The organism is Paenibacillus sp. FSL H3-0329, assembly GCF_037963285.1.
GTDB lineage: Bacteria > Bacillota > Bacilli > Paenibacillales > Paenibacillaceae > Paenibacillus_AQ > Paenibacillus_AQ odorifer.
Genome location: NZ_CP150150.1, coordinates 1,303,523 through 1,317,554, shown reverse-complemented (window position 1 = coordinate 1,317,554; position 14,032 = coordinate 1,303,523). Strand labels below are relative to the sequence as shown.

Here is a 14,032-nt window from a genome sequence, read left to right as displayed (position 1 = left end):
CTCCTACATTTTTAACATCAAAAATGCTGGCGTTCCCACCAGTACAATTACTATTAAAAAGATAACTACCATCGGAAAAACTAATTTGGAGGATGCCTGCTCTCCGCGCGTCCGGCTAAGTGCCTTTCGTTTATCCCACAGCATCCGCGACAGATCACGTAGCGATAGCACAAAATCCGCTCCACCTCTGCGATAATTCAGCAAAACTGTCGTTGTGAATACCGATACCTCCTGCACAGCGCATCTCTTGCTGAAATTTTCAAACGCCTGCTGGAAGGAATATCCGCCCTCCCATTCACTAGTCATAGTCATTAGCTCCTTATACAGAGGATGATTCGTATCCCCTCGGTGGCTTTCCACACAGCGAATAATAGCTCGTTGCACGGTCTCTCCTGCGCCAACCAACAACACAATACTGTTCAGCAGCTCTGGCAATTCGAGCATAATATTCTGCTCCCTTACCCTCACCTTTTTGTGCAGATCACTGACCATAGCGGTTGGTAGAGCAATTGCCAAAAATAGACCCAATATCATACCTGCCTGTTCGCCACTAAATGCTGTAATCAAGCTTCCACCTACAAGCAACAGCCAGCTGTAACTTATCATCTCACCCATGAACAGCAGGGTCCGCTCTGCGCTATAACGCATCCCATAACTGCGCTGTAGAGAACGCTGAATTCTGAACAGCAGTGAGGGAAACCGACTGGCGATACCACTCTTCTCAATAAGCAGTAATAACGGTTCGCCTAACTTCCGAAGCCGTAATCCTTCCATAGGAAGACTGCGTAACGCGACATATCTGTTGCCGCATTGAATTCGCAGTAGAACCCAGACTATTAGCAAAATAACAGTAACCACCGCACATAGCCAGCGCATGTTTTCACCCCCTTCACAGTGGAATGTCCATTATTTTAGTAGTCCAGAGATAACATAGGAATAAAGCAACAAGCGCTATTGTCGATATGGCTATACCCGCTCCTGTATACATAGGTTGCATATATTCTCCAGCCGTCAAACTCATAAACATCACCATGATCAGCGGAGATATCAGCAGTGCCTTAGCCTCAAATTTCTTCTGAGCAATACTTACAGCAATATCCTGCTGAATATCCAGCTTCTCACCGATAATCGTTGATGTACGGCGCACCACTTCTACAAGATCACCACCAGTACGTTTACAGACCGAGAACACATCCGCGAATCGCTCGATGTCCTCCATTCCCGCTCTTTCACTAAAGTTCCGCAGCGCTTCTTCCACAGGCTGTCCATATTCCATGCGTGCACAGATAATGTTTAACTCGGAGATCATATCACTGCTTCCCTCCGGGTCGAGCATACGTAAATCCTGAACCGCCTCTCGGAATGCATTCTCCACCGAACGCCCAGCTGAAAGGGAGGAAGACAGCGAAAATAACGTCTGCTTAAATTGTAAATTCAGTGCATTTCGACGTCTTTTCAGTAGATAGTTACGCAGTATATGGGGGGCATAAGCTCCGCCCGGCATAAGCAGCAACGACAGCAGCCAATGATGATAAAAAAGATATCCAATTCCATACATCAGCAGTCCACCTGCAATAAGGGTCAGAATCCTCTGCTGCAAGGTCAATTCGTATACCTTATAATCTGGTAATAACGAAGGACCGTCAGGATCCGCTTCTACAGGCTTTGCAGCAACAAATTTAAACTTAAGCATGACCTCCCCCCTTCTGGAATTTTGAATCTCTATTGAGCCAATGGATAGGAGGTTACGCCAGCCATCCTAAGCTTCGTTGTATGCAACAATGGGTTACCACAGGGAAGCAGCCCCCCTTGCACCCTTCCCTCTCGTTCACCAGCTTCTTGAAATTCATATAAAGGATTCAAGATTACTTCCCCGTCTTTCAGCCCCGCAACCTCACTGATCTCCATCACCCGCCTGGAACGATCACGGAGACGTGATAAGTGTACGAAGATATCAATTGCCGATGAAATTTGCTGGCGAACAACAGCTACCGGAAGCTCCGCAGCACTCAGCACCATCGTCTCCAGTCGACTGACCATATCGTGTGCGCTGTTACTATGGCCCGAAGACAAGCTTCCATCGTGTCCGGTGTTCATCGCCTGCAGCATATCGAGACATTCCGCTCCCCGTACCTCCCCCACAACAATCCGGTTGGGCCGCATTCGCAGGGAAGAACGAATCAAATCCCGGATGGAAATCTCCCCTCTACCTTCCGTGTTGGCATTCCTGGTCTCCAGTGAAACAAGGTTCGGCACCGTAACAATCTGGAGTTCAGCGGAATCCTCTATCGTAATGACCCTCTCCTGTGGGGGGATATACTGAGATAACGCATTAAGAAATGTGGTCTTCCCAGAGCCGGTCCCGCCACTAATAAAAATATTGTATTTAGCAGCCACTAAGATCTGCAGCAGCTCTGCGGCTTCCAAGCTTAAGGCTTCACGACGGACTAAATCCTGCATCGTCATCGGTGTTTCAGGGAATTTACGAATGGTCATCGCCGGGCCCTTCAGAGCTACTGGCGGAAGCACGATATTTACACGCGATCCGTCTTTTAGCCGAGCGTCAACGATAGGAGAAGAGTCATTTACAACCCGATTCACACCGGATACAACCGTCTGGATAATATCCTCTAACCTGCTGCTGGACTCAAATTCCAAATGAAGGCGACGAATCTGACCCTCCTCTTCTACAAAAATCTCAGTATGGCTGTTAATCATAATCTCAGTGATCGACGGATTATCCACTAAGGGCTGAAGCACATCCAACCCTCGAAAAGAATCGAACAATCTCTTCACGAGCTCATGTTTCTCCTGTGCTGTTAAATAACGCAGATTTTCGCTGTCCAAAATTGTCCTTTCAATATATTGGGTGAGTTCACGATTTCCAACTGCAGAAGTAACATCTAATCCTGCCCGGATGTCACTACGAAGTGCCTTAAACATTTCCTCATTCATGTAAACCCTTACCAGTGAATACTTGCGGAAGCGACGGTTCTATAATCTGCTTGCACAGCTGTAAGATCTCCCTTTGGAATTGTGGTGAGTTCAGAAAAAGCTCCTCACGATGCTGCAGTGTCCAAGATGGGATATATGGAAGTACACCTTCAACGGTTATTCCTTCGGGAGGTGCCCACACCTCCAAACCATCTGCAGCAAAATTCACTGCAAATCTACTTTTATCCATCACTTGGGAGGGCATACCAGAATTAGGAGCATTGCAATGGGATAGCCATCTCATGGTCTTATGAATGCTTACCTCGTCATTTCTAACTACCCACAATAGAATTCCGCATTTATGTAACACAGCTTTGGCACGTTCTTCTTCAATACTGCCGGTATCTATTATAACTACGTCAAAATTTCTTTCCGCAACCAACAGCGCCAACAAATCTAGCGTATCCTGCGTAGTCATCTGCAGCATTTCTTTTACATTAATAATTGGCCTAAAAGCAGCACTTCGAAGGTGATCATACCTAATCACGTATTGCCCCAAATCAATCGTATCGGCTCCACCCTTATCCCGGCTGGCTTTGATTTCATAAAGGAGCCGCTCTAGTCCAGGCGTATTTCCTGCAGGGGGCCGTAAAAATAATCCACTGCTGTCCACACTTTCAAGATTCAAATAAAAGACCGAAAGCCCCAATTCACCTAGCTGCTTAGCCATATTCATAGCTACTGTGGTTTTGCCCGTGTTCCCGCTTGAGGAGACGATACCGAGCAGCAGCGTTTCATCTAATACAGAGGAACCTCTAGCTCGTTTCACTTCACATAGTTGAATAAATGCTCCCAGCAGAGAAGGCAGTGCCTGATATTTCGCAATCATGATGCCTCCAGCCAGGCTTTTAGAACCCCTGCTAAGATAAGCTCCCTCCTCACTCAAAACTGCCCAAGGCACCTTAGTTCTTCCCTCCACAAGCCAAGCCTCGATAAAAGTAACGTCACCTACAACAGCATCCGGCATATCCTCTCCCCTCATAAAATCGATAAAAGCATCCAGCCGACTAAAAGCCGTGATTCGCAGCATTTCTCCATACTCACTATGATGAAGATAGTGTAGCAATGGTTCGATATATTGGCTTTCACGCACTGCGAGTACAATCCTTGCCGCCATAAAACCTCTCTCCTTTCGCAAGAAATTCATAAATATTGTCAAAAAAAAGACAGCAAAAAAGCACCGACAATAACCGTGGATACGGTACATTGAACGGTGCTTCCGTTACTATCCCTTTAATTTACAGCTATAGTAGCATATATATAAGAAGGCAGCAATAAGTTTTTTCGCACATCAAGTGGTTTTTAGACTCTCATCGTATCTTCACGCCAATTCTTGATGGCAGACCGGATATCGGCAGGACTAAGCTTTTCCTTCACCGCCCGCTGACATAGTGCCGGAAACTCTTCATCTCCTGCATACCGAAGTGCAATAATCTGAGCTAATTCAAGCTTTGGATTTAATGCTTCGCCTGTCAATCGGAAATACCGGAACTGCTCCTCCACCCTCACTACTCGATCCTGATTTTTTGTGGCATAAATTCGAATTCGAGTAATCGCAAATAACAGGCATAGAGATAAACCAAATAATAGCAAGGGCACTGTTAAAGCACCATCATCACGTAACACCTGAACGACATAAATTCCCGACCACACAAATATAATCAGCGCTAGCGGCATAGTTACAAAATGATAAGGCCAATCAAAACGCATAAAACCTTTAGGCTTCCCCTTGTTCATCATTCATCTCCATATTTATATGACTTGTATATTGCTTAAAGCTTAGTCTCTCCGGGAATAGCTACGACAAAAGGTTCATTATTCCCCCAGTACAGAGACTGTCCTGAAACTTTAGTAGTTCCATCCGCATTAACCATTCCATAAATAATCTGACTTCCCCAAACACTCGTATAAAAAGAGGCATAGGATGGAGCTAGAACAGGTGCTTTACCATATTCCTTCGCAACTGGGTAACCGAATATCGCGGTAAAATCTTTATTTGTAGCCTCTTTGGACATATCCAGATCAGCTTCCCAAACTACTTTTACAATATTATCCTTGATCTCATAATACTTTACGAAATGTCCATACAATATAAAATAACCATCAGATCTGCCTTCAGGAAAATAATACGTCATTGACAATGCTTCATTATCACCCGTCAATTTGGAGGGTTCTCTTTCTTCAACCGGGAATTGCAGAGCAGCTATGCGGGAAACAACTAAGTCATTACTATTATAATTCTGCACAAGTTTAGCATTGGCCCGTTCCTGAACCCAGACTGTATTCGTAGCAGCATCTACTGTTACTCTCGCTCCAAGAGCCTCCGCAATAAACCGCAGGGGTACCGCTACTCTTCCATCCACTATTTTGGCCGATACATCCAGTTGTACAGCATCCGAGTTCTTCCAAGCCGTCCGTGAGCCAACCGTAAGCTTAATCTTCATAGAATCTCTAGCAATCGTAGCTTGCTTGGTATTGGCATCCCATTGAATAGAAGTATTCTTGAATCTTTCAAAAGCTTTCAGCGGAACCAGCGTCTGCCCCGACACGATTTGCACACCAACATCCACACTTGAATTGTTCACCATAATACGAAGCTTGGGGGCAGCTGAGGCCGTACCGATCATACTTAAAGATAACAACATGACTATAAAAAGCAGAAGCCCTTTCCGTTTCACTATTCGTTCACCCCTAGTCATAATATGAAAAAACTATACCAATTTATAGTTTCATTATAACATTCTCCCAGATTATGGTTTACAAAAATCTCCGTTTGATCTCTGGGGTAGGGAGCATACACTGCTCATCACGTCCGAACCAACGATAGCGGTTCTTAGCTACATACCGATAAAGGGCATTGCGTAATGGGCGTGGTACTAAGATGAACGCGTATGCGGCAGGCCAAGGAAATCTCAATTTACGGGCAATTCTTAGCACAGCGGCCGACTCTGTATAATACACTCCGTTCTCCAGTAAAATCACCGTGTTTAATTGTCCAGGCTGAAGTCCGGACTCTTTCATTAGATTTGCCGCAATTTCATTCTGTAAAGGTGCGAATAGAAATTTAGCCTCGGGGTCACGCGGGATAATGAAACGAACTACCCCCTGGCAAAGATGACACACTCCGTCTATCAACACGATGGACTTATCTTTCATAAGGTTTAGTTCCTCGTTCATGGCTCCCCCTCCGTCTTAAAGGCGTAAATTTCTGCTTTTTTGGGTAAACAAAAACGCGGGATATCCTCCCGCGCCATCAAGTGCCGTTCTTTAATTATTCTGCGATTGCTTTCTCAATCCATTGATCCCCGATCATTTGCCCTTCGAAATCAGCAGTGAATGCCTCCATGCATTTGCAGATGAAATCTTTGCGGCAAATTGGACATGGAGTTTTAAGCAGGCGGCTGATGTTCGTCATTTTCCATTCCGGAAACCGATGATAAAACGCGCGGCACTCCGTTCCATCAGCAAGCTTGATAATGAACTCGTACAATCCTTCCTTATCGTTGCTGCTGGCTTTGGTCACATTCGTAATATTCGGTCTGTAAGACATCTTCATCACCCATTATTTAAATTTTTGGTTGTAAATTGCACACGCAGGCACATTCTCAGATACTTAGACATATTAAAGAATTTTAAGGGTGATGTCAACCAAAGACGCCTAACACGGCAGCTATTTATTACTCTTTTATGATTTACGTCTCTATTTAGCCATTATTTCCATAAAATATATACAGATACATTTAATCAACAATCTTTAATTCAACCTCGATATTACCTCTGGTTGCTTTGGAGTAAGGACAGAATTCGTGAGCCTTCTTCGCCAGTTCCTCTGCTTTGTCATGCTCAATCCCTGGCAGCTTCACATCCATTCTCACAGCTAGTCTAAAGCCTCCATCACTGTCATCCTTCCCAATGGACACATTACAAGTTACCTCCACGTCATGGAGTTTCACGCCCTCTTTACGAGCGATATTCGCTAGTGCACTCTCGTAACACGCTCCATAACCAGCCGAGAATAATTGCTCTGGATTGGTACCAGAACCTCCCGGTCCTCCAAGCTCTTTAGGCATGCTTAGATTATGCTTTAACACGCCATCCGAGGATTCAATGGAGCCTTCACGACCGCCATGGACTGTTGTAGTTGCTGTGTATAATGCTTTCATGAGTCATCTTCTCCTTCATCAAGCTGTATTGGTCATGCTCATACTTTATACTTTAAACAACAGGTATGATTTGAAACGAAGATGAGGAATGATTCATAATACTTTCTTATTTGGCTCCAGACCATAAATAGTGTACAATTAAATTGTTAAAAACTTAAATTAACTATGGAGGTGTCATCCATGAGTATTTATGATTTTGAGGTCAACACTCTTAAGGGTGAAGAGGAATCATTGTCAAAGTACAAAGGTAAAGTACTCCTGGTTGTGAATACTGCCAGCAAATGTGGATTTACTCCCCAGTATAAAGGTCTTCAGGAAGTGTACGAGAAGTTTAAGGACCGCGGGTTCGAAGTATTAGGATTTCCAAGCAATCAATTTGCTGGACAAGAGCCTGGCGAAAGTGATGAAATTGCGGAATACTGTGAGATTAATTATGGGGTAACCTTTCCTATGTTCGAGAAGATTGATGTAAAAGGTGATGAAGCACATCCATTATTCAAATACTTATCTAAGGAAGCCCCTGGTGTCTTAGGCTCAAAAAACGTGAAATGGAACTTTACGAAGTTTCTAGTTGACCAAGATGGCCGTGTTCTAAAACGGTTTGCTCCTAAAACCACTCCACAGCAGATCGAATCCGATATTTCCAAGCTTTTAAAATAATTCTTTAGTAAAAGGATACTCACCACATCACACAGCCCCCCCTGTTGTTATGCGGTAAAGTATCCTTTTCAACTTGAAAGAACGTCATAATATCGCTATATATCAGCACCCTTTAATCTCTTGGAATATTTTATAATATTGTTGGAATATTTTTTCTGGGAGGGATAATCGGTGACTGTTCAACTGCTTGATATACCCGAACTAAATGTTATTGGCTGGGCAAATCTAAACTCATCTGGGGAGCCATACGCGAATCTTTGGGAATATGTTTTTGGCGAGCTGGATATTGATGCAAAATTTGATGCTATACCCACAAAAGTTCAAAGCAGCGGTTGTTATCTCGGTCTATTTCAGAATCGTACGTCCGTGCCTAAATTGTGGGAGCATACCGCATGGGATACTGATTTTTTCCTTGGTGTTGAAGTCGAGCAGTTAGATTGTATCCCTGAAGGCCTTGTTCATAAGAAAATTCCTGCGTCTACCTATGCTATATTTACTGCAAAAGGTTTCCCTCAGTTGGCTTTTCAACACACCTGGAATTATATACATAATGAATGGCTGCCGGATTCCGGTTATAAGTTCAACCCTGATGGAGTCTTTTACATCCAATACACGGAGAAGTCCGGTCCGGATGATGAAGGATTCGAAGCCAATCTATGCGTGCCGCTTGTAAAGAAGTAGGTTATGTGATTGAGGAATGTACAAAAAAAGAAGCCTTGCATCGCAAGGCCTCTTTCTTCATTCTGTATGCGGTAGAGAGGACTCGAACCTCCACGGGTATACACCCACTACCCCCTCAAGATAGCGTGTCTGCCATTCCACCACTACCGCGCGGTGTGTTAAACATAGAACATAAATTTGTTTGAGGTCAACATTCATTATTATAAATGTACTTTTCTCAAAAGTAAAGATACAGATTTTAAGATTCTTCGTCGACCATTTTCTGTTTACGATATTCAGCAAAAGCTATATATTCCTTGATAAAATTCTTTTCTGCTGGAAGTAATTCATCTACTCGGCTTTCCGATAGCTGAACATCACTCAAATCATAGTCTACGCCGCTCTCTCGTACAGTATCCGGTGTATCTTTGCCGAGAATAAGCCAGTCCAGACTAACATGAAAAAAATCACCGATCTCAATCAGCTTATGTGTTCCTGGAGTAGTCTTCCCCCGCTTCCAATCTCCCATATTACCTGTGCTGATATTTAACTGCTCACAGAATGATTTTTTGGTCAAACCTTTCTGCTTAATCAGGTATTCTATACGTTCGTATATGGTCTGCATCGGTGAATCGCCCTCCATCTAAAAATAAATTACTTATTTACGTAATTTCCTATTGCAAAATAACGTAAATAAGTATATAATTAGTATTGTTATGTATTATCCGATTATATCATATGGCTGGAGTGACGATAAGAGGCGACTCAGGTGACAAGTATCTGTTAGAATACCGTCTGGCCCCCTTTGTTAACTTATCATCCTGAATGATCTCTAGGAGGGAGCGGTGACTTTTGTCAAAATGCTTATCATCTTCCATTATCCATTCACTTGAAGCTTTACCGCACAATGCGGTGGTGATCAACAGTCATGGGATTATCCAGTTCACCAACAGTAGGTGGAAGGCCTTTAGTCATGAATATGGTCTTTCTACTAATAAGAAATGGATTGGTGCGTATTACTCAGAGCTCATGCAAGATGTGATTATCGATCCCGATCAATGGGCCAAGCTTTATGAATCAGTGAAATATATACTCCGCAGAGAGCATCAGGTTTATACTTCCGAATTCTCCATACAAACCGCTAATAAAGGGAAACGAATCTTCCGTTTGGAGATCTATCCATTTCTCTCAGATCCGCACCCAGAAGCCACTTTTATAATTTCACTATATGATGTGGGCCCCTATAAAGAAGAACCTCTTCATCCGGAGATCATAAACCTCCGTTCAACCTTACCATCATCTTTTGAGCTAATCCCAATCTGTGCTTCCTGTAAATGTATTCGTAATCCCAAGGATGAATGGATCACCATTGAACATTTCTTAAAGCATCAGCTTTCTTTGCAATTCACCCATGATATCTGCCCAGACTGCATAAGACAGCTCTATCCCCAGTATGCTGGGGCTTTTAAGAGATGACCTGAGGCCACTGAATTTCACTTCTGATCTTATAAAAAAAAGTAAGAAATCCTCTGCGAACAAAGGGTTTCTTACTTTTTATTTGTATGCGGTAGAGAGGACTCGAACCTCCACGGGTATACACCCACTACCCCCTCAAGATAGCGTGTCTGCCATTCCACCACTACCGCATAATATGACCCGTATGGGATTCGAACCCATGTTACCTCCGTGAAAGGGAGGTGTCTTAACCCCTTGACCAACGGGCCATGCTTTACAAGTTATTTTCTTGTCACAACAAAAATGAGTATATCAAACCATAAGAATTTTGACAAGCCTTTTTTTAAAAAAAGTTTAAACTAAAAGAAACGCGCACCAATAAAGGTACGCGCCTCTAATCACAACGCTTATGGATTTACTTTTGCCTCAAAGGTTTGTACCCCATCTACAAATTTTAGCACCACAGCTGCTTTTACCGGGTCATGCGTTTCATTCATTGTGATTTTACCCGTGGCCAGTTGTAAATCCTTCGTCCCCGCCAGTGCATCCTTCAGCTTCTCAGGTTCTGTGGAATCCGCACGTGTAATGGCGTCTGCCACTAGTTTCACGGCGTCATATCCAAGCGCAGCCATCCCATCTGGAACAAGATCACCGTTAGCAGCTTTGAAGGCATCTACGAACGATTTCACTTCTGGCGAGCTATCTTCAGGTGAATAGTGATTGGACATAAACGTATTGTTTAGGGCATCCGCTCCGGCAATCTCAGCCAGTTGAGGTGAATCCCAGCCATCCCCGCCCATAAACGGAACGGTGATCCCCATTTCGCGAGCTTGCTTTACGATTTTGCCGACCTCCTCATAGTAGCCTGGAAGATAAATAACATCGGGATTAGCTTCTTTAATACGTGTTAATACAGCTTTAAAATCAGAATCTTTTTGTTGATAGGATTCTTCGCTTAAGATAGAGCCACCGTTCTTAGTAAACGTTGCTTTAAAGAAAGTCTGCAGCCCTTTGGAATAATCGCTTGAAGCATCCGTATAAATAACTGCCGTCTTCGCTTTAAGTGTATCCTTAGCAAAGTTAGCCATTACTTCGCCTTGGAAAGGATCAATAAATGAGGCCCGGAATACCCATTCATTCAAATCTCCAGTACGTTCATCAACTGTTACTTTGGGATTGGTGGCTGAGGAGCTAACCAGCGGGATGCCTTTTTCTTGAGCAACGGGAACAATCCCGAGGGTATTCGTAGATGTAGTTGCACCGATAATAGCTACAACTTTATGGGTAGTAATCAGCTTTTGCGCTGCGCGTGTCGCCTCTTCCGACTTGGAAGCATTATCCGCTTCAATCAGTTCAAGTTTTTTGCCGAGTATTCCACCTGCGTCATTAATTTCTTTTACCGCCAGCTTTGCCCCTTTGAGTGCAGAATCACCGAAGGAAGCCTGGCCGCCTGTAAGCTCAAGGTCTGCTCCAATCTTGATGGTCCCTCCACCAGCATTCCCACCTTCAGCAGTAGTGTTGTCTGTCTTGTTCCCACAGCCTGCCAGCAATCCACCAGCCAGTAACGCAGTCAGCAATATGGCCCCGATTTTCTTCATCCTCTTCCAGCCTCCCAAAATAAATAATTTATAGGTTCTTTCTGTGATGCTGTTGTGAACTAGCCGATGAATTAATGTCCCAGATAAGCCATTCTGATCTCTTCCGAATCTGCCAATTCCTTGGCATCTCCCTCAAGCACCACTCTGCCCGTCTCAAGAACGTAAGCCCGATGAGCAATTTTAAGCGCCTGATGGGCATTTTGTTCTACAAGAAGCACTGTTGTTCCAGAGGCATTTACTTCCTGGATGATCCGAAAAATATCCTGAACGAGTAATGGAGCAAGCCCCATCGAGGGTTCATCTAATAATAAAAGCTTGGGATGCCCCATCATCGCACGCCCCATAGCAAGCATCTGCTGCTCCCCGCCGGATAATGTGCCGGCAAGCTGTTTTTTTCTTTCTAAAAGACGCGGGAAGGTGGAGTAGACCTTGGCAAAATCAGCAGCTAAGCTGCCAAAATCTTGTAAAAAAGCTCCTAGCTCCAGATTTTCTTCCACAGACATATTAGCAAATACACGCCTGCCTTCCGGACAATGAATAAGCCCCTGTTTTACGATGGACTGAACACTCTGATTCGTAATAGATTTATCCATGAAATCTATACTGCCTGTTTTGGGTTTCAGCAGTCCCGAAAGCGTCTTAAGCAACGTGGACTTGCCTGCTCCATTTGCGCCGATTAGAGTCACAATCTCGCCTTCTTTTACATTCATACTTAAATCCTTCAAGGCATGAATCGCCCCATAATATACATTGATCCCCTGTACGCTAAGCATGGTCCACTACGCCTCCTGTCCCAAATAGGCTTCTATGACTTTGGGATGATTCCGTATTTCAACGGGCGTACCTTCAGCAATCAACATTCCGCGATCCAGCACATAAATCCGGTCACACACCCCCATAACAAGGGACATATCGTGCTCGATAAGCAGGATCGTCAGCTCAAACTCTTCACGGATCCAGGCAATAAGATTCATTAGATCCCGAGTTTCATTCGGGTTCATCCCTGCGGCTGGTTCATCCAATAGCAAAAGCTTAGGTCCTGCTGCAAGCGCGCGTGCAATTTCCAAACGCCTTTGATTTCCGTAGCTAAGATTCCCGGCACATTCATCACATTGATCGGCAAGATTAAATATTTTGAGAATATCCATAGCCTTTTGCGTAATTCCGTTTTCTTCTGCAAAATGCTTAGGCAGGCGGAGCATGGAAGTGAACATCGAATGTCTGGCATGCTGATGAAATGCGATCTTAACGTTATCCAGCACCGTCATAGAGGTAAACAGACGAATATTCTGAAATGTCCTCGCTGCCCCTTTTCGGTTAATCCGATAAGGCTTCATCCCGCCTACTGCCTGATTGCCGAGGATAATATCGCCACTGGAAGGCGGGTATACACCTGTCAGCAAATTAAAAAGGGTTGTTTTTCCCGCGCCATTAGGTCCGATGAGCCCAATCAACTCACCTTTATTAATATGGAGGGATACCTCGTTAAGCGCCTTAAGCCCGCCAAATGCACGACTCGCTTGTTGAACATCAAGAAGCACTTCCACTGTTGATGCTGTCACTTGGTTTGACCTCCTTTTTAGACCATTTCAAGAAAGAAAAACCCGTGCTGCCAAGCAGCCCCTTAGGCCGAAAAATCATCATCAGAATTAGAATCGCCGAGTAAATAATCATCCGCAGCTCCGGATATTCCTGAAGCACCGTGAAGAGCACCGTCAGTACAATCGCACCCACGATGGCCCCGCTTGTACTTCCTAGTCCACCTAACACAACCATGACTAGAATTTCGAATGATTTTAGAAAATTAAAGCTTCCAGGATTGATGACGTAGAACTTATGAGCAGAGAGACCACCAGCTATCCCCGCAAATAATGCTCCAAGTGAAAAAGCAATGACTTTGTACAAAGTTGTATTAATCCCCATCGCTTCAGCAGCAATTTCATTCTCACGAATCGCTATACAAGCCCGGCCGTGAGTGGAACGTATAAAGTTATTGATCACAACAATCGTGACCAATGTGAACAGAAACATAATCGTCCAAGTCGTTTGATTAGGGATGCCGCTTAGGCCTGAAGCTCCGCCCACATATTCTGTATTGAGCAGGACAATCCGGATAATCTCACCAAATCCCAGCGTAGCAATCGCCAGATAGTCTCCATTCAGCCGCAAGGTCGGAATCCCGATAAGCACACCGAAAAATGCAGCAACCAGTCCAGAGATCACTAGCGCCAGCACGAATGGCATATCAAAGTTCAAAGTTAAAATGGAAGAAACATAAGCACCAATGGACATAAATCCAGCATGCCCGATTGAGAATTGTCCCGTTATCCCATTAATCAGATTCAAAGACACCGCCAGCATGACATTTATACAAATTAGAATTAGCGTAGACTCCATGACATCATCAAATATTCCCGTTGTTAGAAGAACTTGAATGACGATATATAGCATGATAGAAAAGACAATGCCTATCCAAAATGACTTATTTATCTTCTTCATACG

17 protein-coding genes and 3 tRNA genes are annotated in these 14,032 nt (G+C 44.0%); 3 read left to right on the top strand and 17 right to left on the bottom strand.

Going from position 1 to position 14,032, the window contains the following annotated elements; genetic code table 11:
* Positions 1-3: 3 nt before the first annotated feature.
* From NSQ66_RS05770 to NSQ66_RS05730, 9 genes are all read right to left on the bottom strand, one after another.
* Positions 4-876 carry a type II secretion system F family protein gene (locus NSQ66_RS05770; RefSeq protein WP_036681688.1) on the bottom strand — a complete coding sequence of 291 codons (873 nt, stop codon included), beginning with the start codon at positions 874-876 and terminating at the stop codon, positions 4-6.
* Positions 877-889: 13 nt separating this feature from the next.
* The gene (locus NSQ66_RS05765; RefSeq protein ID WP_036681687.1) at positions 890-1,693 is read right to left on the bottom strand and encodes a type II secretion system F family protein; all 804 of its coding nucleotides are present in this window, start codon (positions 1,691-1,693) and stop codon (positions 890-892) included.
* A gap of 29 nt (positions 1,694-1,722) precedes the next feature.
* Positions 1,723-2,955, bottom strand: a complete 1,233-nt coding sequence (locus NSQ66_RS05760) for a CpaF family protein (protein ID WP_036681685.1) — start codon at positions 2,953-2,955, stop codon at positions 1,723-1,725.
* Entirely contained in the window at positions 2,948-4,111 is a 1,164-nt protein-coding gene (locus NSQ66_RS05755; protein ID WP_076142338.1) for a hypothetical protein, read from the bottom strand. The genes NSQ66_RS05760 and NSQ66_RS05755 overlap by 8 nt, the downstream gene beginning before the upstream one ends.
* Before the next feature lie 185 nt (positions 4,112-4,296).
* Positions 4,297-4,734 carry a DUF6526 family protein gene (locus tag NSQ66_RS05750; RefSeq protein WP_256716522.1) on the bottom strand — a complete coding sequence of 146 codons (438 nt, stop codon included), beginning with the start codon at positions 4,732-4,734 and terminating at the stop codon, positions 4,297-4,299.
* 32 nt (positions 4,735-4,766) lie between these two features.
* Positions 4,767-5,672, bottom strand: coding sequence for a copper amine oxidase N-terminal domain-containing protein (locus tag NSQ66_RS05745; RefSeq protein ID WP_076142337.1), 906 nt, complete (start codon positions 5,670-5,672; stop codon positions 4,767-4,769).
* 79 nt (positions 5,673-5,751) lie between these two features.
* Positions 5,752-6,171: a thiol-disulfide oxidoreductase DCC family protein gene (locus NSQ66_RS05740; RefSeq protein ID WP_036681680.1), complete on the bottom strand. Its 420-nt coding sequence runs from the start codon at positions 6,169-6,171 to the stop codon at positions 5,752-5,754.
* 94 nt (positions 6,172-6,265) lie between these two features.
* A complete protein-coding gene (locus NSQ66_RS05735) occupies positions 6,266-6,544 on the bottom strand; it encodes a hypothetical protein (RefSeq protein ID WP_036681678.1) in 279 nt (92 codons plus the stop codon).
* 190 nt (positions 6,545-6,734) lie between these two features.
* On the bottom strand, positions 6,735-7,157 hold the full coding sequence (locus NSQ66_RS05730) for an organic hydroperoxide resistance protein (protein WP_036681676.1): 423 nt from the start codon (positions 7,155-7,157) through the stop codon (positions 6,735-6,737).
* 180 nt (positions 7,158-7,337) lie between these two features.
* Here NSQ66_RS05730 and NSQ66_RS05725 point away from each other — a divergent pair, with 180 nt between their 5' ends.
* Positions 7,338-7,817 (top strand): glutathione peroxidase, encoded by a 480-nt coding sequence (locus NSQ66_RS05725; RefSeq protein WP_036681674.1) that lies wholly within the window; start codon positions 7,338-7,340, stop codon positions 7,815-7,817.
* Between the two features lie 171 nt (positions 7,818-7,988).
* Positions 7,989-8,498, top strand: a complete 510-nt coding sequence (locus NSQ66_RS05720; protein ID WP_051491200.1) for a GyrI-like domain-containing protein — start codon at positions 7,989-7,991, stop codon at positions 8,496-8,498.
* A gap of 67 nt (positions 8,499-8,565) precedes the next feature.
* Here NSQ66_RS05720 and NSQ66_RS05715 read toward each other — a convergent pair.
* Both NSQ66_RS05715 and NSQ66_RS05710 read right to left on the bottom strand, forming a co-directional pair.
* A tRNA-Leu gene (locus tag NSQ66_RS05715) sits at positions 8,566-8,648 on the bottom strand.
* Positions 8,649-8,736: 88 nt separating this feature from the next.
* Entirely contained in the window at positions 8,737-9,102 is a 366-nt protein-coding gene (locus tag NSQ66_RS05710; RefSeq protein WP_036681672.1) for a helix-turn-helix domain-containing protein, read from the bottom strand.
* Positions 9,103-9,329: 227 nt separating this feature from the next.
* Here NSQ66_RS05710 and NSQ66_RS05705 point away from each other — a divergent pair, with 227 nt between their 5' ends.
* Entirely contained in the window at positions 9,330-9,953 is a 624-nt protein-coding gene (locus NSQ66_RS05705) for a hypothetical protein (RefSeq protein WP_051491199.1), read from the top strand.
* Positions 9,954-10,040: 87 nt separating this feature from the next.
* Here the strand turns inward: NSQ66_RS05705 and NSQ66_RS05700 are convergent.
* From NSQ66_RS05700 to NSQ66_RS05675, 6 genes are all read right to left on the bottom strand, one after another.
* Positions 10,041-10,123, bottom strand: a tRNA-Leu gene (locus NSQ66_RS05700).
* 6 nt (positions 10,124-10,129) lie between these two features.
* Positions 10,130-10,201 (bottom strand) — tRNA-Glu (locus NSQ66_RS05695).
* A gap of 138 nt (positions 10,202-10,339) precedes the next feature.
* Entirely contained in the window at positions 10,340-11,530 is a 1,191-nt protein-coding gene (locus NSQ66_RS05690) for an ABC transporter substrate-binding protein (protein WP_036681667.1), read from the bottom strand.
* Between the two features lie 71 nt (positions 11,531-11,601).
* On the bottom strand, positions 11,602-12,303 hold the full coding sequence (locus tag NSQ66_RS05685; protein ID WP_036681666.1) for an ABC transporter ATP-binding protein: 702 nt from the start codon (positions 12,301-12,303) through the stop codon (positions 11,602-11,604).
* Positions 12,304-12,309: 6 nt separating this feature from the next.
* Positions 12,310-13,092, bottom strand: coding sequence for an ABC transporter ATP-binding protein (locus tag NSQ66_RS05680; protein WP_036681664.1), 783 nt, complete (start codon positions 13,090-13,092; stop codon positions 12,310-12,312).
* The gene (locus NSQ66_RS05675) at positions 13,061-14,029 is read right to left on the bottom strand and encodes a branched-chain amino acid ABC transporter permease (RefSeq protein WP_036681661.1); all 969 of its coding nucleotides are present in this window, start codon (positions 14,027-14,029) and stop codon (positions 13,061-13,063) included. The genes NSQ66_RS05680 and NSQ66_RS05675 overlap by 32 nt, the downstream gene beginning before the upstream one ends.
* Positions 14,030-14,032: the final 3 nt, after the last annotated feature.

Excerpts from the sequence above, each read along its gene's own strand:
- NSQ66_RS05770 (WP_036681688.1), bottom strand. The coding sequence starts at position 876 with ATGCGCTGGCTATGTGCGGTGGTTACTGTTATTTTGCTAATAGTCTGG.
- NSQ66_RS05735 (WP_036681678.1), bottom strand. The coding sequence starts at position 6,544 with ATGTCTTACAGACCGAATATTACGAATGTGACCAAAGCCAGCAGCAAC.
- NSQ66_RS05730 (WP_036681676.1), bottom strand. The coding sequence starts at position 7,157 with ATGAAAGCATTATACACAGCAACTACAACAGTCCATGGCGGTCGTGAA.
- NSQ66_RS05675 (WP_036681661.1), bottom strand. The coding sequence starts at position 14,029 with ATGAAGAAGATAAATAAGTCATTTTGGATAGGCATTGTCTTTTCTATC.
- NSQ66_RS05690 (WP_036681667.1), bottom strand. The coding sequence starts at position 11,530 with ATGAAGAAAATCGGGGCCATATTGCTGACTGCGTTACTGGCTGGTGGA.
- NSQ66_RS05725 (WP_036681674.1), top strand. The coding sequence starts at position 7,338 with ATGAGTATTTATGATTTTGAGGTCAACACTCTTAAGGGTGAAGAGGAA.
- NSQ66_RS05765 (WP_036681687.1), bottom strand. The coding sequence starts at position 1,693 with ATGCTTAAGTTTAAATTTGTTGCTGCAAAGCCTGTAGAAGCGGATCCT.
- NSQ66_RS05740 (WP_036681680.1), bottom strand. The coding sequence starts at position 6,171 with ATGAACGAGGAACTAAACCTTATGAAAGATAAGTCCATCGTGTTGATA.
- NSQ66_RS05750 (WP_256716522.1), bottom strand. The coding sequence starts at position 4,734 with ATGATGAACAAGGGGAAGCCTAAAGGTTTTATGCGTTTTGATTGGCCT.
- NSQ66_RS05685 (WP_036681666.1), bottom strand. The coding sequence starts at position 12,303 with ATGCTTAGCGTACAGGGGATCAATGTATATTATGGGGCGATTCATGCC.
- NSQ66_RS05760 (WP_036681685.1), bottom strand. The coding sequence starts at position 2,955 with ATGAATGAGGAAATGTTTAAGGCACTTCGTAGTGACATCCGGGCAGGA.
- NSQ66_RS05710 (WP_036681672.1), bottom strand. The coding sequence starts at position 9,102 with ATGCAGACCATATACGAACGTATAGAATACCTGATTAAGCAGAAAGGT.
- NSQ66_RS05755 (WP_076142338.1), bottom strand. The coding sequence starts at position 4,111 with ATGGCGGCAAGGATTGTACTCGCAGTGCGTGAAAGCCAATATATCGAA.